Origin of the sequence: Curtobacterium sp. MCSS17_007, from assembly GCF_003234175.2 — a bacterium.
Taxonomy (GTDB): Bacteria; Actinomycetota; Actinomycetes; order Actinomycetales; family Microbacteriaceae; genus Curtobacterium.
In genome coordinates this window covers 3,267,700-3,284,251 of record NZ_CP126257.1, presented here as the reverse complement: position 1 = coordinate 3,284,251, position 16,552 = coordinate 3,267,700, and the positions used below count along the sequence as shown (strand labels likewise).

Here is a 16,552-nt window from a genome sequence, read left to right as displayed (position 1 = left end):
GCCGATCGTCGGATAGCCCATCGGCTATCGAGACGCCTCATCGGCTCCGGTGCCTTGTGTATTATCTGCGTGTGTACGTAGACAAGCAGCCCTGCGGATTAAGTCCCGAGTCCGAGTACGTCGAACTCGCGGTAGAGGTGTTTGCCATGCTCGCGGACGCCACGCGCGTGAAGATCATCCTCGCGCTGCGCAGCGCTGAGGAGCTGTCCGTGAACCGGCTGGCCGAGGTCGTCGACAAGAGCGCTGCGGGCGTCTCGCAGCACCTGGCCAAGCTCCGTCTGGCACGGATGGTGTCGACCCGCCGGGAAGGGACCACCGTGTACTACCGGCTGACGGACGAGCACGCGTCGGAGCTGGTGATCGATGCCGTGAAGCAGGCCGAGCACGTCGTCGGTGCGGCACCGCACCACCGCGGGGAGCGGGAGAGCGCATGACCGGCCATGACCACGCGCCAGCACGCGCTGACCACGACCACCCCCACGGTCACGGTCATCCCCACGACCACGACCACGGTGAGCACGGCCACTCGCATCCGCACGGCGGCGTGAAGGGGTTCCTCTACGACCTGTTCGTGCCGCACACGCACGACTCCGCGGACTCGATCGACGACGCGATGGAAGCCAGCACCGCGGGCGTCCGCGCCCTGAAGATCAGCCTGTTCATCCTCCTGGCCACGACCGTGCTGCAGGCGGTGATCGTCGCGTTCACCGGGTCGATCGCGTTGCTCGCGGACACGATCCACAACTTCGCGGACGCGCTGACCGCGGTGCCGTTGTGGATCGCGTTCGTCCTCGGGCGCCGGATCGCGAACCGTCGGTACACCTACGGGTACGGCCGCGACGAAGACCTCGCGGGCATGTTCATTGTCTTCGTCGTCGCCCTCTCCGCCGTCATCGCGGGCTGGCAAGCCATCGACCGGTTCATCAACCCCCGGCCCATCGAGAACCCATGGCTGCTTGTCGCGGCCGGCCTCATCGGCTTCGCCGGCAACGAGGCAGTGGCGATCTACCGCATCCGGGTCGGGCAGAGGATCGGCTCCGCCGCCCTCGTCGCGGACGGTGTGCACGCGCGCCTCGACGGGTTCACGTCCCTGTCGGTGGTCCTCGGCGCGGTCGGCGTCCTGGTCGGGTTCCCGATTGCGGACCCGATCATCGGCCTGCTGATCTCCGTCTCGATCATGGTCCTGCTGTGGGGGACGGTGAAGTCGATCGGTGCCCGCCTCATGGACGCCATCGACCCCGCCCTCCTGAGCAGGGCCGAGCACGCCCTCGAACACACCACCGGCGTCGAGGGCGTCCGGAACCTCCGGCTCCGGTGGGTCGGCCACCGCCTCACCGGCTCCGCCACCGTCGAAGTCACCGCCACAACGCTGCACGACGCGGAACACATCGCCGAGCACGCGGCCGAGCACGTGCACGAAGCAATGCGCAACGTCGACGAGTTCACCGTCACGCCCGCCGCCCACGTACACCAGCACTGACCACCATCGAGAGGAACACCATGTCCGTCGTGAAGATCAACGCCATCACCGTCCCCGAGGGCAAGGGCTCCCACCTCGAAGCGCGCTTCGTCGGCCGGAACCACGACGTCGAGCAGCAGCCCGGCTTCGAGAGCTTCCAGCTCCTCCGCCCCACCGCCGGCGGAACCCGCTACTTCGTCGTCTCCATTTGGGCCGACGAGGACTCCTACCAGGCGTGGCGCACCGGGCAAGCCGGCGCACACCACGGCGGCAGCAACCCCGTCGCCACCGGCGCGGAACTCCTCGAGTTCGAGACCGTCACCCTCTGACGACGCACGGCAGGAAGCGTCGCCGAGCTGGTCATGCTCGGCGACGCCTCGTGCCGACCTCAGTGGTGGCCGTGGACGACGGCGTGTCCGAGTCCGCGGCTGATCATCCACCGGTTCACGGGGGTGGTGACCACGAACGCGAGGGCAAGGGACAGCGCCAGTGAGCCCCAGAACAAGAACTGGTTCAGCTGCGCGTCCATCGCTCCTGGGATCGCGACGATGACCGTGTTGTCGATGATCTCCATGACCGCGATCGAGACAGTGTCCGCCGCCAGCGCGACCTTGAACGCCGCCGCGAGCGTCAGACCCGACTTGATGACGCCGCGCATGGTGAGGGCGTAGCCGAAGATGAACGCGAGGACGATCGACAGGACGATGGTGCCGGCGTTGTGGAACCCGGCTGCGGTGCCGATCACCATGCCGAGGACTTCACCGATCGCGCAGCCGGTGAGGCAGTGCAGCGTCGCTTGCGCCGCCATCGACCATGTCGTCGTCCCGTGCCCGCCACCGTGGTCGGCGTGCTCGTGTCCGCTCATCTGGTGGTGCTCGTGCGTGTCCATGCTGCTCCGATCTGACGTGGCTGACGCCAACAGTTCACGTATACCCCCGGGGGGTACCATGCGCTGTAACGCGGAACCCTCCGCGGTGTTCCCGATCCGGCCGGTCGCGGCGGGTTCGGTGTGAATCCGGACACCGGGTTGCCGCCGACTGTTGGGGTACCGCACCATGGAAGCGCTCATCCGACCCGTCTGCTCGAAGACTGATGCTCACCACCACCGCCTCCCCGCGCCGCTGGCTGCTGTTGCAGGCCACGGCGACGCTGGCGTTGCTGCTGCTGGTCGGGTTCACGGTCCTGATGCACACGATGGCCGGACACACCGCTGGCCACGAGCACCCGATGGCTGCTCCCGCGGCCACCGCCGAGCACAGCCATGTCGCGGCTGCCAGCCACGGTGAGCACGCAGCTCCCGCGGCCGCGGTGATGACGGTCCTCACCGACGCCGGCTGTGACAGCGATCTGTGTGCGCTGATGTGCTCGCTGATGGGGATGGCGTGCGTGCTGACGATCGCCCTGTTCGCGTGGGCGCTGCTGCGCGCACGGACCGGCGGCATCCTCTCCCTGCTCGCGCGGCTGCTCGCGCTGGCCGATCGGCTGCCGCGCCGCTTCGCGGCACCGAAACCGCCGTCATTGACGGCGTTGCAGATCATCCGCATCTGATCCGCCCCCTGCGGGAACCCACCCTCAGGCGGTGGCTCCCGCATGCCCAGATCCGGGAGGCGTCCGCCTGCTCGGAACACCTGACGCATCCACGGGAACGGAAAGATCATGCACACCACACCCACCACGCGCACGCTCGCGATCGCTGCCGCGCTGACCCTCGGCCTCACCCTCGCCGGTTGCTCCATGAGCAACAACGGCTCCGACGCCAGCTCGTCGTCGTCGACGTCGGCGGCGTCGGCGCACAACAACCAGGACGTGATGTTCGCGCAGATGATGCTGCCGCACCACGAGCAGGCCGTCGAGATGAGCGACGTGCTCCTCGCCAAGGGCTCCGGCGTCGACGACCGTGTCACCGACCTGGCGAAGCAGATCAAGGCCGAGCAGTCCCCAGAGATCAACCAGCTCACCAACTGGCTCAAGGGTTGGGGTGAGCCGACCGAGTCGGAGCATTCCGGGATGGGGCACTCCATGTCCGGGATGATGTCCGACTCCGACATGAACGACCTCGACCAGGCGTCCGCGAAGGACGCCGCGAAGCTCTACCTCGAGCAGATGGTCCAGCACCACAACGGCGCCGTCGACATGGCCAAGACCGAAGTCGACAAGGGCAAGAACACCGACGCCGTCGCGATGGCGAAGTCGATCGTGTCGAGCCAGACCGAGCAGATCACCCAGATGCAGGACATGCTCGCGTCCCTCTAAACCCCGGCATGGGTCGCGGCGGGCTCCCCCCTTCCTGCCGCGGCTCACGACCGGCCCCCTCTTTTTCTCCCTACCCGAGTCGTGCTCGGGACACCCCACATCTCGGCCTGCCGACCACCACCACTCTTGGAGCCTGTCCGTGCCTCAGCAGCACCCCCAGACCCCCACCAGCCCCGCACCCCTGACGCGCCGCGAAGCCCTCGCCGCCGAACGCGCCGCCGCAACCCCGACCACCAGCCGCATCCGCCGCACGACGACCCCTGTCGCTACTCAACCGATGCCGCGGCCACTACCAACCGCGACGGTCGCGCCGGCAACGCCGGTACACTCGCTGCGATCACGCGTTCTCGCCGCAGTCCCGATCACCGGCGCCGCGGCCGCGATGGCACTGTTCACCGCTGCCGCAGCGCTGCCCGCGCAGGCAACGACCGGCCCCGCGGCCGTCGTGCCCGGTGTCGCTCCCGCCGCTACCGGGCAGAGCTTCACCGCCTCAGGGCTGGCTCTTGCGGTCGACCGCGACGGCTACACGATCACCAAGCCAGCCCCGAAGCCCGTCATCACCAAGACCACACCCGCTCCACGAACGACCTCGACCGGCTCCTCCGCGTCGACGAAGCAGAGCGTCCCCACGCCCACGGGCGGCACAATCGTGAACACGGGTACCGGCGACATTCGTTGGCCCATCGCCGGTACCATCACCATCAGCTCACCGTTCGGCCCACGCAGCGCACCTTGCGCTACCTGCTCATCCATCCACCAGGGCGTCGACCTCACTCCCGGTGCTGGCACCCCCATCGGAGCGATCGCTGCCGGCACCGTCCGCGTGTCAACGACGCACCCGGAGTACGGGCAGTACGTCATCATCGACCACCAGATCGACGGGCGTCTCGTGTCCACCCTCTACGCGCACATGATCTTCGGCTCCTCGCCACTGCGACCAGGCGACACGGTCGCGGTCGGGCAGCTCGTCGGACTCGTCGGCAACACCGGCGCGAGCACCGGCGCGCACCTGCACCTCCAAGTCATGCCCGGCGGCACCACGCCCATCAACCCGATCCCGTGGCTTACCGCCAATGCGGGGCGCACCCTGTAGGACACCAACTGGACTGGTCGAGCCCGATGGGCACAAGATGAGGTCAGGCAGGGGGAGCGTTGATGGGTACCAGGACCGGGAAGCGCGACGCCGATGGGGTGGAGCGCCGGATACAGTTCGCGGACGCTGCCTTGGCGCTGGCAGGTCACGAGGTGACTGACCCGACGTTGCGTGAGCTGAGTCGTCGCGTCGCCGCCGCCAGGATGAGTGCTGACGAGGCGATCGCTGCCGGCATGAAGCACCTCGACGCCCAGTGTCGGCGACCACCGTTCCGGTCGCCGACACTGATCGGGAGCCCTCGGCCGTCTCAGCCCTGGTGACGCAAGTGCCCCGCTACTCGCGGCGCGTCTGCGCCAGCGCTTCGAGCATATTGTCCGCATCGTTCGCCTGGGATTGCCCCTGCGACAGCAGAAGCCGCGCTTCGTTCAGCGCCTCGAAGGCCTCCTGATCGCCCTGCGCCGTGGCGTCGAGAATCAGATCCGTCAAAATCGAGTGCGCTTCGTCCCGATCGTCGTCGTTACCTGCAACGCTGTAGGCCCGAAGGGACCCGCTTGCTCGCGTCAGGTCCTCACCGCTGAGGGCCATCAGTCGAGGTCCGATCGTCGCGCCCACGCTGGGAACTCGCCGTTGAGGTCGGCCGCTAGACGTTCGAGCTGATCGACCTCAGCATCCGGCGCGATTTCGGCCAGCGCATCCTCCGTCTCGACGCGGGGGATCGTGGTCCAGTTGTAGCCGTCCGGTCCGTCGCGGTCGATGAACAGTCCAGCGTTGTTGGGGTCTACGAACGTCTCGCGGAACTTCGCGAGGACCTCAAGAGGACATCGCCGAGGATGAGAAGAAGGACAACGGCCCACCGGGGGTCGTACCGCTCTTGTTTCCCCCGATCGTTCCATCGCTCGCCCGAGCGGCCGTCGGTGGGCGTCCGCTGGCCCTTCGGTTGGGGACGACACGAACCCGGTGCGGCAAGCCGATCCTCGCGGCATGAGCGCCCTCCTGCTCGGGTACGTCCGCGTCTCCACCCGCGACGGAGCCACGCTGGTCATCGCGAAGTGGCTGGTCAGGACCCTCCGTGATGCGACGTCGGCCTCGGACTCGATCCGCGCGTGGACGCGTGAGGTTGCGGCTCCGCTGTCTCGGACCGCAGAGCAGGCTCGACAGATCCGACGAGCCCCGCGAGCAGCTGGAGCTTCTCGGCACTGTCACTGGCCGTGTCGGGGTAGTACACGACGAGCAGGAGCCCCTCCACCGGCAACTTGTCGCGGTGCATCCGCATCGCACCCACGACCGGGTGCTGGACGACCGTCGAGTTGCCGGTGAGCTGCCGCACGTCCTGCCGTGCCCAGAGCGTTCGGAACCGAGCGCTCGCCAGCGAGAGCTCGCCGACGATCTCCACGGCCCGGGCATCCGTGACGTCGTCGCCCACGACGTGCCGGAAGGATGCGACCGCGTCCGTGGTCGCGTTCTCCCAGTCGTCCTGGAACGCGCGCTCCTCGGCATCGAGGAACAGGGAGCGGAGCCGGTTCTGCCCCGGCCGTAGCCGCGGGGAGAAGACCTGCGCGAGGTCGTTCGCCGCGAGGACGTCGAAGTACCGGCCCTCGACGAACGCCGGGAGCTCGAGCGCTGCGAGGAGGTGGTGCAGCCGACCCGGTATCCGCTCGGCCGGTCGACGGCGCCTCGACCGTGTGCGGCGCGAACCGAGTGCGAGCAGGAACTCGGTCTCGACCTCGTCGAGCTGGAGGACCCGTGCGAGCGCCTCCAGGACCTGCGGGGACGGGTTCGTGTCGCGCCCGCGCTCGAGCCGCAGGTAGTAGTCACCGCTGATCCCGGCGAGCAGTGCCACCTCCTCGCGGCGGAGACCGGTCACCCGGCGGTTCGGACCGGTGGGCAGACCGACGTGCTCCGGCGTGACCAGACCGCGACGAGCCTGCAGGTACTCGCCGAGTCGGTTCTGCCCGGGGTCGCTCTCCATGCTGTCCACGGTACTGAGCACGTGCGTCGGGAGGGGGTGCCCCGCCAGCCCCCCGGACCAGCCGGGACCTCCCGGCGCCGTCGGCACGGCCGCACGATCGACCGGTACCGCTCGTGACGCACCACCAGGAAGGCTGACATGGACATCACCAACCGCACCGCCCTCGTCGTCGGAGGCACCTCCGGCATCGGACGCGGACTCGCTCGACGCCTCGCCGATGCCGGTTCGACCGTCGTCGTGGGTGGGCGCGACACCGGTCGCGTCGACGACCTCGAGACCGTCACCATCGACGTCACCGACCCCGGTTCGGTCAGCCGGGCGCGCGATGAGGTCCTCGCCGAGCACCCGGACCTCGACCTCGTCGTGACGATGTCCGGTGTCATGCTCTTCGAGGACCTCCGCGACCCGGCGCACTTCGCCCGGTCCGAGACGACGATCGACGTCAACCTGCTCGGGACGATCCGCGTCCTCGACGCGTTCACCCCGCACCTCCTGCAGCAGGGCCGCGGCGACCTCATCACCGTCACCTCCGGCATCGCGTTCATGCCGTTCCCGCTGATGGCCACCTACGGTGCATCGAAGGCCGCGGTGCACGCCTACAGCGAAGCACTCCGTCGGCACCTCGTCGGCACCGGCATCGGCGTGACCGAGCTGATCCCGCCCGCCGTCGCGACCGCCGGTCAGGAGCAGGTCAACCCGAACGCCCTCCCGCTCGAGGGGTTCCTCGACGAGGCCCTCGGACTCCTCACGCAGACCCCGACCCCGGATGAGATCGTCGTCGAGCGCGCACAGGCGCTCCGCTGGGCGGAACGCGACGGCACCTACGCGGAGTTGCTCGAGCAGCGTTCCCGACCGCTGAGCACCCTGCCGGGCCGGTGAGCGGACCGACGCCGGTGAGCGGACCGACGCCGGCGGCCGGGAGTGGGCGGACCGCGACGTGACTGCGGGGCGACCTGTCGGATGATGGGTCGGTGAACCGGACCGATCGTCTCTACGGGCTCGTGGAGGAGTTGCGCGCCGTGTCGCCGCGGCCGCGGAGTGCCCGCCGTCTCGCGGAACGGTTCGAGGTGTCCGTGCGCACGATCGAACGGGACCTCGCGGCACTGCAGTAGTCGGGCCTCCCGATCTGGGCGGAGCCCGGCCGGACCGGTGGGTACGTCATCGACGCGTCGGCGACGCTCGGACCCGCAGGCTTCACGCTGGACGAAGCCCTCGCGGTGCTGATCGGGCTCGGATCCCTCCGGCACGGTCCGTTCCGGCAGGCGGCCCGGACAGCAGCCCGCAAGGTGCTCGCGGTGATGCCCGACGGGGACGCCGCGCGCGCCACTGCGCTCGCCTCACGGGTGCACTTCCTGGAGGGCGACGAGGGCGATGAGGGCGGCGAGGACGACCCGGTCGTGCTTACTGCGTTCGCCGACGCGCTCCGTGCGGACCGCGTCGTGCGGCTCCGCTACCGGGACGCCAGCGGTGCGGAGTCCACCCGCGACGTCGAACCGTTGGGATCCATCGGCAAGGAAGGGCAGTGGTACCTGGTCGCGTGGTGCCGGCTCCGCGACGAGGTGCGCGCATTCCGGGGAGACCGGATGCTCTCGGTCGAGGTGACCGACGAGCGGCCCCGCAGCGTGCGCTCCGAGCCGAGGACCTCGCGATCCCCCACGGGCGGTTGCGGTCCGTCATCGACGACTGACACGCAGCGGAGCTCTTCCGGGAACACCGACAGGACGCTGTCGCGACCTCCGGTGAAGCTGGTGCACACACCCCGTCAGCTCCACCGGAGGAATCCCATGTCGTTCGCATCCATCCGCATCGTCACCGACGACCTCGACGGCCTCGTCGCCTTCTACGAGCGGGTCACCGGGCAGCAGGCCGAGCGTCCTGCACCGGTCTTCGCACAGTTCAGCGGCCCGGGCGTGACCCTCGCGATCGCGAGCACGGCGACCGTCGCCGTGCTCGACGGGGCGCTCCTCCCCGCGACGAACCGGTCCGTCGTGATCGAGTTCGAGGTCGCCGACGTCGACGCTGCGTTCGCGGCGCTCCAGCCCGCGCGGGAGGACGTCGTCCTCGGACCGACCACGATGCCGTGGGGCAACCGGTCCGCGCTCGTGCGCGACCCCGACGGCAACGTCGTCAACCTGTTCAGCAGGTCGGCGGCCCGCTGACCTCGGATCAGGCGGCCGTCGACCGGCGGAGCCGTGGAGGTCGCGCAGGTCGTCCTCGCACCGAGCCCGAGCCCGAGCCCGAGTCCGAGCCCCAGCCCCAGCCCGAGCCCGAGCCCGAGCCCGGCTGCGCATCAAACCGCCACCACGGACCGCAGTCAACCCCCAGCGCTGGGGCCGCACGTTCGATGAACCGCGGGGGAACAATTCGGGGACACCTGCCCCACGTGCTCCCGGGACCGCAGGTGATCCGGGAGCAGCTCCACCTCACCCAGGGATGTCGACGATGCCCATGCTGGAAGCCCCCCACCTGCCCACCCGTCCGTCCTCGACGCGGATCGTCACCGCGTCGGCGAGCGGCCCCGACCCGGACCGTGTCCTGGTCTTCGGGGACGCGGTCTTCGCACCCGGCCTCCCCCTGCACCCCGCTGCTCGACGGACGGCCCAGGCCCTGGCCGCCCGCACCGGACGCGGCGCCGACGTCACCGCCGTGCCCTGGTCGAGCTGGACCGGCCAGACCCTGGTCGCGGCCGGGAACGGGATCCACCTCGCCAACCACGACGTCGTGATGGTCTGCCTGTCCGGCAGCGTCGTCCACAGCCGCACGACGACCACCGCGGTCGTCGGCGCGGCCGAGGAGGCGCTCGTCCTGGTCGACCAGCTCCGGCCCCGGCTCGCACCGACCGCGGAGATCGTGCTCGCCCTCGCGCACGACGAGGACCGGACCGACCTCGTGGCAGCGCTCCACCGCGCACGTCCGGACCTGGTCGTCCTGCGGGTGGAGGCCGACGCGACCTCGGGCGTCCCGTCGTTCCTCCTCGAGGTCACGCAGCTGCTGCTGGAGCAGCAGCGCTCCCGTGCGGGGAGCCCGCAGTGGCTGCGCTCCACCCCGCAGCCCTTCGCACACCGCTACGACGCGATCCGTCGCCTCGGCATCGTGGACGCACCGGCCGACGCCGCGCTCGACCGGCTGGTCCAGCACATGACGGAGCTGTTCGGCACGAAGGGGGCCGCGATCACGTTCCTGCCGGAGGGACGGCAGTGGTCGGCGGCGAGCACCTGGATCCCGCGCGGGAGCCAGGCGCTGCAGGACTCCTTCTGCCGCTCGACCGTGCTGCGGTCCGGTGCGATGGTGATCGGGGACGCGTGGGACCCTGACCGCCCCCGGATCGCCCGGCGCGGGCGGATCCGCTTCTACGCGGGCCATCCGCTGGAGAGCGTGGACGGGACCAGGATCGGCGCGGTGTGCGTGTTCGACCCGACCCCGCGACGCGAGGACACGGTCGAGCTCGACCTGCTCCGGGACTTCGCCGTCCTGGCGCGCGACGCCCTGTACCGCCCCGAGGACTCCACCCGGTTCGGGTCCGGTGGAGCGCACCGCACGCCGGTGGCGTGACGGTTGCGGCGTCGGACGGGAGGCGCGGTGTCGGGTACCCCCGCGCCTCCCGTCCGACAGGCGGCCCGCCGGCCCGCCCGTCGGTCCAGCCGTGACGGTCCGTGCAGCCCTCGGGGCTGCACGTGGCCCGTCAGTGGTCGTAGGTGTAGAAGCCGCGGCCGGTCTTGACCCCGAGGTGGCCGGCGTCGACGTACTCGTGCAGGAGCTTCCGCGGGCCCTCGGGCAGGTGCGGGTCCTCTGCGGCGTAGTGGTCCTCGATGTCGAGCACGACGTCGAGGCCGACCTGGTCCATCATCCGGAACGGGCCGGCGGGTGCGCCGGAGTTCACCTGGAACATCGCGTCGACGTCCTCGGGCGTGGAGACGCCGTCGGCGACGACGGCCAGCGACTCCCGCTTGATGGCGGCCCAGATGCGGTTGAAGATGAAGCCGGTCGACTCCCGGTGCGCGACGAACGGGAAGACGCCGTAGCGGGGCAGCTGCTCCTGCAGGAAGGCCAGGACCGCCGGGTCGGTCTGGCCGTCGCTCATCAGGTCGACGGCGTTCTGCCGGGGCGGCATGTAGAAGTGCATGTTCAGCACCCGCTCGGGGTGCTCGACCTCGTCGATCATCAGGCGTGACGCGTACGACGACGAGTTGCTCGCGAGGATCGTGTCCGCGGCGACGGCTCGGTCGAGCTGCCCGAAGACCGTCGTCTTCAGTTCGAGGCGCTCGGGGATCGCCTCGACGACCAGCCACGCACCGTCGACCGCGGTCGTGAGGTCGTCGTCACCGCGGACCGTGCCCGCGACGGCGCCCTGGCGCGAGGCGACGACCTCCGGCAGGGTCTGCTCGACGTACGCCACCGCGTCGGAGCGGACCTGCTCGGACAGGTCGTACACCCGGGTGTCCGCGCCACCGCTGGCGAACATCAGGGCGATGCGGCGGCCGAGCGTGCCACCCCCGATCACGGTGACCGGACGGGACTGGACGTCCTGGGGCAGCTGGAAGGTCATGCCGGTTCCTCTCGTGGAGACGTGGTCCGGGAACCGGGCTTGTGTGCTCGATCCCGCCGATGCAAACTGTACTCAGTACGATCCGTATCGCAACCGGAAGGTCGACACCATGACTCCGCTCGAAGCACTGCAGCGCGGCACCACCCCGCTCGCCGCCCCCGTCTACCCGCTGCGCGCGACCCGGTTCACCGACCGCGAGTACCTGAACGTCGTGTACCGCACCGACCCCGACGCACTCCGCGCGGTCGTCCCGGAGCCGCTCGTGGTCGAGGAGCCCCTCGTGCGGTTCGAGGTCATGAAGATGGGCGAGGTCGACGGGTACGGCCCCTACGTCGAGTCCGGTCAGGCGATCCAGGTCACCCTCGACGGCGAGCACGGTGAGTACCTGCACGCGATGTACCTCGACAACTTCGCCGCGACCGTCTCCGGCCGTGAGCTCAGCGCCTACCCGAAGGTGCTCGGCACCCCGCGGCTCCGCGTCGACGAGGGCGCTCTCGTCGGCACCCTCGACCGCGGCACCGAGCGGGTCGCGACGGCGACGATGGCGTACGAGTGGGAGCCGCTCGACCACGAGGAAGCGAGGGCGCAGATCGCCGTCCCGACGTTCATGGTCAAGCTCGTGCCGGACGTCTTCACCCAGGGCCTCCGCGCGGCGCACCTGGTCCGCACCGAGATCACCGACCTCACGGTCAAGGAGGCCTGGACCGGCCCCGCCCGGCTGCAGTTGTTCGCGCACGCCCTGGCACCCATGGCGGACCTGCCCGTGCTCGAGGTCGTCAGTGCCTCGCACATCGTCACCGACCTGACCCTCGCACCCGTCCGGCCCGTCCACGACTACCTCGCCGCACTGGACACGCAGGCGACTCAGTAGCGTGACCACATGAGCACCCCAGCCCCGGATCGGCCGGTCCGACGCCGCAGCAGCACCCGCGCACAGCTCGTCGCCGCCGCCGAGGCCGTGTTCGACGAGACCGGCACCACCGCGGTGAGCGTCGAGGCGATCGTGACCCGGGCCGGGTTCACCCGTGGGGCGTTCTACTCGAACTTCCGCAGTGTCGACGAGCTCTTCTTCGCCGTCTACGAGCAGCAGGCCGCCCTGGTCTCCGAGCTCCTCGGCGGCATGCTCGACGACGCCCGGGCCGCCGAGCACCCCTCGCTCGACGACGTCGTCCGCGGTGTGGTCGGGGGGCTCCCGCCGGAGGAGAAGTGGTACGCCATCCGCTCGGTCCTCATCACCCGCGCCCGCCACGACGAGACCGTCAACCGGTTGCTGCGCGAGCACACGGACCACTTCCACGACACCCTGCAGCCGCTCCTGGTCGGCAGCCTCGCGCGCATCGGGCTCCGGCCCACCGTCGACCCGGCGCTCTTCACGCGCGCGGTGGTCGCGGCGCACGTGGGTGCCGTGAGCCAGAGCGTCCTGCACGACGACACCGAGCAGGTCCGGGTCACCGCGGTCGAGGGCTGCATCCTCGGTCTCACCGAACCGCTCCCGGAGGAGTCCCGCGCCGTCCGGTGAACTCCCCTGCCGCGGCCCCGTGGGCGTGCTGGTCGACCCGGACGACCTACCCTGGACCGATGCTCTCCCGACGTGACGCCGCCATCCGGCTCGACATCCCCCTCGAGATGGCGGCCCGCCACGGCGTCCCGTCGCACATCAGCGAGGCCGACCTCGCGGCGCTCGAGCAGGACCCGCCCGCCTGGCTCGCCCAGTCCCGCGCGAACCGGACCGGCGCGAAGAAGGTCTGGGCGCACCTCGAGTGCGCCGTGTGCGGCGCCTCCGAGCAGGAGCGGCCGAAGAAGTGGTGGCCGGACTGGACCCTGCTCGTGTGCGACGACCACGACCTGGACGAGGCACCGCGCCCCGCGGCCGGGACCACCCGGCACCAGGTGCACGGTGTCGGCAGTCGCTTCATCGCACTCGTCGACGAGCCCTCCTGACGGACTCAGTCGTCGAGCGTCAGGTCGTCCCACTCGAACGTCGTCGCGCGTCCTGACGCCCGGTCCCGGCGGAGGACGGCGCAGGCCACCGAGGCGAGCGGCGCGCTGCCCTCCACCGGCCACGCCTCCTGGTCGGCGCCCTGCGGGTCGGTCCTGGTCAGCGCCGTCGTCATGCGTCCACGGTACGGCCGGCGCAGTGGGACGGACGGGAGGCGCAGATCACCGCCTCCGGTCGGCTCACGCCGCGTGATCCGGACTTCTTCCTTCCCCGGACGCGCTGCTCCTCCGTAGCATCCGGTCACCGCCCCGGGGGACCAGGAGATCAGGAGGCCCACTGTGTCGAACGTGCGCACGCTCGGGACGGAGTCCGGCCCGTGGCGACCGGAGGTCCGGCTCGAGGCGGCGGGCACGACCCCGGACGAGGCGATGGCCACACTGCCGGGGATGTACGCGGGCAACCACTGGCACAGCACGACCACGGACGGACCGTACTCGTACCGCTACACCGCGGTCGGTGACGCGGCGCTGACCCTCCGGCGCTCGCAGGTGCACGGGTTCCTCCGCGGTGAGGTGCACGTCGGCGGGGACGACTACGTCGTGCACTGGCTCACGGCCGGCTCGATCGTCCTCGACACCCTCGGTGACCCGCTCCCCCTGCCGTCGATGCGGCCGGCCCTGTCCCCGGACGGCCACGAGCTCGTCTTCGAGGCGACCGACTTCGACGCGCGCCTGGTCCACCTCGACCGCACGCTCGTCCACGACGTGGCGAGCGAACGGGCCGGCACGGCGGTCCGGTCCCTGTGCCTCGACGTCGGGAGGCGTCCCGACCCCACCGCCCTCACGGCGTGGCGGGACGCCCTGACGGCGGCGACGGCCGTCCTCACCGACGCGGAGCCGGCGCCCCTGGCCTGGCACGAGGCGACGCGGTCGGTCGCGGCGGCGTTCCTCTCGCTCTTCCCGCCGCAGGAGGAGGAGCTGCCCCCGGAACTGCTCCGGCCGAGGAGCGCGCGGATCCGTGCCGCGGTCGAGTTCGTCCACGCCCACGCGGGAGAACCCCTGACCGTGGAGCAGATCGCCGCTGCCGCCGGGCTGAGCGTCCGGAGCACGCAGGAGGGGTTCCGACGGCTGCTCGGCGTGACGCCGATGACGTACGTGCACGAGCTGCGGTTGCGCCGTGTCCGTGCCGAACTGCTGGTCGCCGCACCCGGATCGGCGACCGTCTCGGCGATCGCCCGACGGTGGGGGTTCTTCCACCTCGGTCGGTTCTCGGGCACGTACCGGCAGCGCTTCGGCGAGACGCCGAAGGAGACGCTCCGCAGGTGAGCGTGCGGGTGGACGCCCCGGCGGGTCGGGTCAGCGCTGGCCGACCGTGCTGTCGTGCCGCATCCGCACCAGGCTCGCCCCGGTCGCACCCGCCATCGCGACGAGGATCACCACGAGTGACACCCACGTGGGGATCTCCGGCGCCCACGAGAAGCCCTCGCCGCCGTTGACGAACGGCAGCTCGTTCTCGTGCAGGGCGTGCAGGACGAGCTTGACGCCGATGAACGCGAGGATGAGCGCGATCCCGTACTTCAGGTAGACCAGGCGCTCGAGCAGCCCGCCGAGCAGGAAGTACAGCTGCCGGAGGCCCATCAGGGCGAAGACGTTCGCGGTGAAGACGATGAACGCGCTCTCGGTGATGCCGAAGATCGCCGGGATCGAGTCGAGCGCGAAGAGCAGGTCGGTGGTGCCGATCGCGATGAGGACGATGAGCAGCGGCGTGAAGTGCCGGGCCCCGTCGTGGGTCACCCGGAACTTCATGCCGTCGAACTCGTCCGTGATCCGGACGCGTCGGCGGAGCAGTCGGACGAGCGCGCTGTCCTGCTGTTCCTCGTCGTCGTCCTCGCGGAGCTGCTGGATCGCGGTCCAGATCAGCCACGCCCCGAACAGGTAGAAGATCCAGGTGAAGTCCTCGATGAGCTGGGCGCCCACCAGGATGAACACCCCGCGCAGCACCAGGGCGATGATGATGCCGAGCATCAGCACCTCCTGCTGGATCGCCTTCGGCACGCTGAACCGGGCCATGATGATGACGAAGACGAACAGGTTGTCGATGCTCAGGCTGTACTCGGTGAGCCAGCCGGCGACGAACTGCCCCGCGGCGTCCCCGCCCGCGAACACGAGCATGAGCACGGCGAAGACGAGCGCCAGCCCGACGTAGACGCCCACCCACGCCCCGGACTCCCGCAGGCTCGGCACGTGCGGTCGGCGGGCGACGATGAGCAGGTCGACGACCAGGATCGCGACGAGCGCGATGATGGAGCCGACCTCGAAGACGACGGGGAGCTGGGGCATCGTTCCAGTCTGGGGCATCACGGACCCGGTCGGTTCGCGTCTGTGCGCTGCGCGCCGGTCTGCTCACTCCCGGACGCAGTGCGTCCAGACCGTGACCTCCACGCTGGAGTGTCCCTCGTCGTCCGGCCCGTAGCGGTCGTGCAGCCGGACGGTGCCTTCCGTGGTGCGCACGACGACGCCGTCCGGTTCGCCGGTCTGGTCGTCGGACGTCCGGTCGACGGACCACCCGGCGTCCTCCGCGGTCCGGACCACCGCGTCGATCGTGTCCGCGAGGTCTGCCACGTCGAAACCGGGGTTGCTGACCACGGTCCACTCGACACCGTCGTGCCCGACCGAGAGTCGGCAGTCCGTGCGGTACCAGTCGTCCTGCTCGATGTGCCAGTCCGTCGATGCCCCGTCCCGCACGTCGACCCTGGCGTCGGGCAACGCCTGCACGGTCCGTGTGTACACGTCCTCGAGCACGCGCTGCATGTCCTCCCGCTGCTGCCGCTCGGCCGCCGGGGCCCGGTCGAGGTCCGCCGCGTACTGCCGGGCGTCCGGCAGGTACCGTCCGAGGATCGCCGGGACGAGGAGCACGGTCACGAGGAGTCCGGTGCAGCCGGCCACCAGGGCCCCGGCGAAGCGACGCGACCGCGTGCGGACGCAGACGACGGCGAGGGCCACCGCTCCGGCGAGGGGGAGCAGGCCGCCGACGACGAGTGCGGCGACGACGTTGCGGAGGAACTCGGGGGCGGTGGCCGGGTCGGTGAAGGTCGAGTGCAGGCTGAAGCCGGCGATCATCAGGAACGACGTGACCGCGAGCACCGGGCCGGCGACGGTGAGCAGGATCGACCAGCCCCGAGTCCGTGCTGGTCGTGGGCCTGCCCAGTCCGGTCTGCGCTGCTCCAGCTCGTCGCGCACGTCGTCACGCACGTCGTCACGATCGTCCGCCATGACCCCCCCGATCACTCCCAC

At 70.4% G+C, this 16,552-nt stretch carries 22 protein-coding genes and 1 pseudogene; 15 read left to right on the top strand and 8 right to left on the bottom strand.

The features are described from left to right. Nucleotides 1-71: 71 nt before the first annotated feature. The 3 genes from DEJ22_RS15675 (at nucleotide 72) to DEJ22_RS15665 (ending at nucleotide 1,788) form a co-directional block, all read left to right on the top strand. Nucleotides 72-434 (top strand): ArsR/SmtB family transcription factor, encoded by a 363-nt coding sequence (locus DEJ22_RS15675; protein WP_111228187.1) that lies wholly within the window; start codon nucleotides 72-74, stop codon nucleotides 432-434. A gap of 179 nt (nucleotides 435-613) precedes the next feature. After that, on the top strand, nucleotides 614-1,480 hold the full coding sequence (locus DEJ22_RS15670; protein WP_258379722.1) for a cation diffusion facilitator family transporter: 867 nt from the start codon (nucleotides 614-616) through the stop codon (nucleotides 1,478-1,480). Nucleotides 1,481-1,500: 20 nt separating this feature from the next. Next, a complete protein-coding gene (locus DEJ22_RS15665) occupies nucleotides 1,501-1,788 on the top strand; it encodes an antibiotic biosynthesis monooxygenase family protein (protein WP_111228157.1) in 288 nt (95 codons plus the stop codon). Between the two features lie 59 nt (nucleotides 1,789-1,847). Here DEJ22_RS15665 and DEJ22_RS15660 read toward each other — a convergent pair whose 3' ends face one another. Next, nucleotides 1,848-2,348: a DUF4396 domain-containing protein gene (locus DEJ22_RS15660; RefSeq protein WP_111228158.1), complete on the bottom strand. Its 501-nt coding sequence runs from the start codon at nucleotides 2,346-2,348 to the stop codon at nucleotides 1,848-1,850. Nucleotides 2,349-2,551: 203 nt separating this feature from the next. Here DEJ22_RS15660 and DEJ22_RS15655 point away from each other — a divergent pair, with 203 nt between their 5' ends. The 3 genes from DEJ22_RS15655 (at nucleotide 2,552) to DEJ22_RS15645 (ending at nucleotide 4,805) form a co-directional block, all read left to right on the top strand. After that, nucleotides 2,552-3,007, top strand: a complete 456-nt coding sequence (locus DEJ22_RS15655) for a hypothetical protein (protein WP_111228159.1) — start codon at nucleotides 2,552-2,554, stop codon at nucleotides 3,005-3,007. Between the two features lie 108 nt (nucleotides 3,008-3,115). Continuing rightward, entirely contained in the window at nucleotides 3,116-3,712 is a 597-nt protein-coding gene (locus tag DEJ22_RS15650) for a DUF305 domain-containing protein (protein WP_111228160.1), read from the top strand. A 382-nt stretch (nucleotides 3,713-4,094) separates the two neighbouring features. After that, nucleotides 4,095-4,805 carry a M23 family metallopeptidase gene (locus DEJ22_RS15645; protein WP_181430967.1) on the top strand — a complete coding sequence of 237 codons (711 nt, stop codon included), beginning with the start codon at nucleotides 4,095-4,097 and terminating at the stop codon, nucleotides 4,803-4,805. 333 nt (nucleotides 4,806-5,138) lie between these two features. Here DEJ22_RS15645 and DEJ22_RS15640 read toward each other — a convergent pair whose 3' ends face one another. The 3 genes from DEJ22_RS15640 to DEJ22_RS15630 form a co-directional block, all read right to left on the bottom strand. Then, on the bottom strand, nucleotides 5,139-5,417 hold the full coding sequence (locus DEJ22_RS15640) for a hypothetical protein (RefSeq protein ID WP_284174741.1): 279 nt from the start codon (nucleotides 5,415-5,417) through the stop codon (nucleotides 5,139-5,141). Next, a complete protein-coding gene (locus DEJ22_RS15635; RefSeq protein ID WP_146241805.1) occupies nucleotides 5,390-5,659 on the bottom strand; it encodes a hypothetical protein in 270 nt (89 codons plus the stop codon). Before DEJ22_RS15635 ends, DEJ22_RS15640 begins: the two co-directional genes overlap by 28 nt. A 203-nt stretch (nucleotides 5,660-5,862) precedes the next feature. Further along, nucleotides 5,863-6,774 carry a helix-turn-helix transcriptional regulator gene (locus DEJ22_RS15630; RefSeq protein WP_111228164.1) on the bottom strand — a complete coding sequence of 304 codons (912 nt, stop codon included), beginning with the start codon at nucleotides 6,772-6,774 and terminating at the stop codon, nucleotides 5,863-5,865. A 138-nt stretch (nucleotides 6,775-6,912) separates the two neighbouring features. Here DEJ22_RS15630 and DEJ22_RS15625 point away from each other — a divergent pair, with 138 nt between their 5' ends. The 5 genes and pseudogenes from DEJ22_RS15625 (at nucleotide 6,913) to DEJ22_RS15610 (ending at nucleotide 10,326) form a co-directional block, all read left to right on the top strand. Then, a complete protein-coding gene (locus DEJ22_RS15625) occupies nucleotides 6,913-7,653 on the top strand; it encodes an SDR family oxidoreductase (RefSeq protein ID WP_111228165.1) in 741 nt (246 codons plus the stop codon). A gap of 92 nt (nucleotides 7,654-7,745) precedes the next feature. Beyond that, nucleotides 7,746-7,886, top strand: coding sequence for an HTH domain-containing protein (locus DEJ22_RS15620; RefSeq protein ID WP_258379717.1), 141 nt, complete (start codon nucleotides 7,746-7,748; stop codon nucleotides 7,884-7,886). Nucleotides 7,887-8,072: 186 nt separating this feature from the next. After that, nucleotides 8,073-8,315: pseudogene (locus DEJ22_RS15840) on the top strand (helix-turn-helix transcriptional regulator); the annotation flags it as partial. 243 nt (nucleotides 8,316-8,558) lie between these two features. Beyond that, nucleotides 8,559-8,933: a VOC family protein gene (locus DEJ22_RS15615; protein WP_111228166.1), complete on the top strand. Its 375-nt coding sequence runs from the start codon at nucleotides 8,559-8,561 to the stop codon at nucleotides 8,931-8,933. A gap of 289 nt (nucleotides 8,934-9,222) precedes the next feature. Continuing rightward, the gene (locus tag DEJ22_RS15610) at nucleotides 9,223-10,326 is read left to right on the top strand and encodes a GAF domain-containing protein (protein WP_146241806.1); all 1,104 of its coding nucleotides are present in this window, start codon (nucleotides 9,223-9,225) and stop codon (nucleotides 10,324-10,326) included. A 130-nt stretch (nucleotides 10,327-10,456) separates the two neighbouring features. Here the strand turns inward: DEJ22_RS15610 and DEJ22_RS15605 are convergent, their stop codons facing one another. Next, nucleotides 10,457-11,320 (bottom strand): 3-hydroxyacyl-CoA dehydrogenase family protein, encoded by an 864-nt coding sequence (locus DEJ22_RS15605; protein WP_111228168.1) that lies wholly within the window; start codon nucleotides 11,318-11,320, stop codon nucleotides 10,457-10,459. Between the two features lie 109 nt (nucleotides 11,321-11,429). Between DEJ22_RS15605 and DEJ22_RS15600 the strand changes: the two genes are divergently transcribed. Genes DEJ22_RS15600 through DEJ22_RS15590 form a run of 3 tightly spaced genes read left to right on the top strand, consistent with a single transcriptional unit; the run spans nucleotide 11,430 to nucleotide 13,261 of the window. Further along, complete coding sequence (locus tag DEJ22_RS15600; protein WP_111228169.1) at nucleotides 11,430-12,191, top strand: acetoacetate decarboxylase; 762 nt, start codon at nucleotides 11,430-11,432, stop codon at nucleotides 12,189-12,191. A 9-nt stretch (nucleotides 12,192-12,200) separates the two neighbouring features. Further along, a complete protein-coding gene (locus tag DEJ22_RS15595) occupies nucleotides 12,201-12,839 on the top strand; it encodes a TetR/AcrR family transcriptional regulator (protein ID WP_111228170.1) in 639 nt (212 codons plus the stop codon). Nucleotides 12,840-12,898: 59 nt separating this feature from the next. Beyond that, nucleotides 12,899-13,261, top strand: a complete 363-nt coding sequence (locus tag DEJ22_RS15590; RefSeq protein ID WP_111228171.1) for a hypothetical protein — start codon at nucleotides 12,899-12,901, stop codon at nucleotides 13,259-13,261. 5 nt (nucleotides 13,262-13,266) lie between these two features. Here the strand turns inward: DEJ22_RS15590 and DEJ22_RS15585 are convergent, their stop codons facing one another. Next, complete coding sequence (locus DEJ22_RS15585; RefSeq protein WP_181430968.1) at nucleotides 13,267-13,434, bottom strand: hypothetical protein; 168 nt, start codon at nucleotides 13,432-13,434, stop codon at nucleotides 13,267-13,269. 163 nt (nucleotides 13,435-13,597) lie between these two features. Between DEJ22_RS15585 and DEJ22_RS15580 the strand changes: the two genes are divergently transcribed. Continuing rightward, nucleotides 13,598-14,584 carry a helix-turn-helix transcriptional regulator gene (locus DEJ22_RS15580; RefSeq protein ID WP_111228172.1) on the top strand — a complete coding sequence of 329 codons (987 nt, stop codon included), beginning with the start codon at nucleotides 13,598-13,600 and terminating at the stop codon, nucleotides 14,582-14,584. A 30-nt stretch (nucleotides 14,585-14,614) separates the two neighbouring features. Here DEJ22_RS15580 and DEJ22_RS15575 read toward each other — a convergent pair whose 3' ends face one another. After that, a complete protein-coding gene (locus tag DEJ22_RS15575) occupies nucleotides 14,615-15,598 on the bottom strand; it encodes a TerC family protein (protein WP_111228173.1) in 984 nt (327 codons plus the stop codon). 63 nt (nucleotides 15,599-15,661) lie between these two features. Continuing rightward, complete coding sequence (locus tag DEJ22_RS15570; RefSeq protein ID WP_181430969.1) at nucleotides 15,662-16,510, bottom strand: hypothetical protein; 849 nt, start codon at nucleotides 16,508-16,510, stop codon at nucleotides 15,662-15,664. Nucleotides 16,511-16,552: the final 42 nt, after the last annotated feature.

Bases quoted from the DNA above. Each gene is read 5' to 3' on its own strand.
- DEJ22_RS15670 (WP_258379722.1), top strand. From the start codon at position 614: ATGGAAGCCAGCACCGCGGGCGTCCGCGCCCTGAAGATCAGCCTGTTC.
- DEJ22_RS15665 (WP_111228157.1), top strand. From the start codon at position 1,501: ATGTCCGTCGTGAAGATCAACGCCATCACCGTCCCCGAGGGCAAGGGC.
- DEJ22_RS15660 (WP_111228158.1), bottom strand. From the start codon at position 2,348: ATGGACACGCACGAGCACCACCAGATGAGCGGACACGAGCACGCCGAC.
- DEJ22_RS15655 (WP_111228159.1), top strand. From the start codon at position 2,552: ATGCTCACCACCACCGCCTCCCCGCGCCGCTGGCTGCTGTTGCAGGCC.
- DEJ22_RS15650 (WP_111228160.1), top strand. From the start codon at position 3,116: ATGCACACCACACCCACCACGCGCACGCTCGCGATCGCTGCCGCGCTG.
- DEJ22_RS15645 (WP_181430967.1), top strand. From the start codon at position 4,095: ATGGCACTGTTCACCGCTGCCGCAGCGCTGCCCGCGCAGGCAACGACC.
- DEJ22_RS15630 (WP_111228164.1), bottom strand. From the start codon at position 6,774: ATGGAGAGCGACCCCGGGCAGAACCGACTCGGCGAGTACCTGCAGGCT.
- DEJ22_RS15625 (WP_111228165.1), top strand. From the start codon at position 6,913: ATGGACATCACCAACCGCACCGCCCTCGTCGTCGGAGGCACCTCCGGC.
- DEJ22_RS15615 (WP_111228166.1), top strand. From the start codon at position 8,559: ATGTCGTTCGCATCCATCCGCATCGTCACCGACGACCTCGACGGCCTC.
- DEJ22_RS15610 (WP_146241806.1), top strand. From the start codon at position 9,223: ATGCTGGAAGCCCCCCACCTGCCCACCCGTCCGTCCTCGACGCGGATC.
- DEJ22_RS15605 (WP_111228168.1), bottom strand. From the start codon at position 11,320: ATGACCTTCCAGCTGCCCCAGGACGTCCAGTCCCGTCCGGTCACCGTG.
- DEJ22_RS15600 (WP_111228169.1), top strand. From the start codon at position 11,430: ATGACTCCGCTCGAAGCACTGCAGCGCGGCACCACCCCGCTCGCCGCC.
- DEJ22_RS15595 (WP_111228170.1), top strand. From the start codon at position 12,201: ATGAGCACCCCAGCCCCGGATCGGCCGGTCCGACGCCGCAGCAGCACC.
- DEJ22_RS15590 (WP_111228171.1), top strand. From the start codon at position 12,899: ATGCTCTCCCGACGTGACGCCGCCATCCGGCTCGACATCCCCCTCGAG.
- DEJ22_RS15585 (WP_181430968.1), bottom strand. From the start codon at position 13,434: ATGACGACGGCGCTGACCAGGACCGACCCGCAGGGCGCCGACCAGGAG.
- DEJ22_RS15575 (WP_111228173.1), bottom strand. From the start codon at position 15,598: ATGCCCCAGCTCCCCGTCGTCTTCGAGGTCGGCTCCATCATCGCGCTC.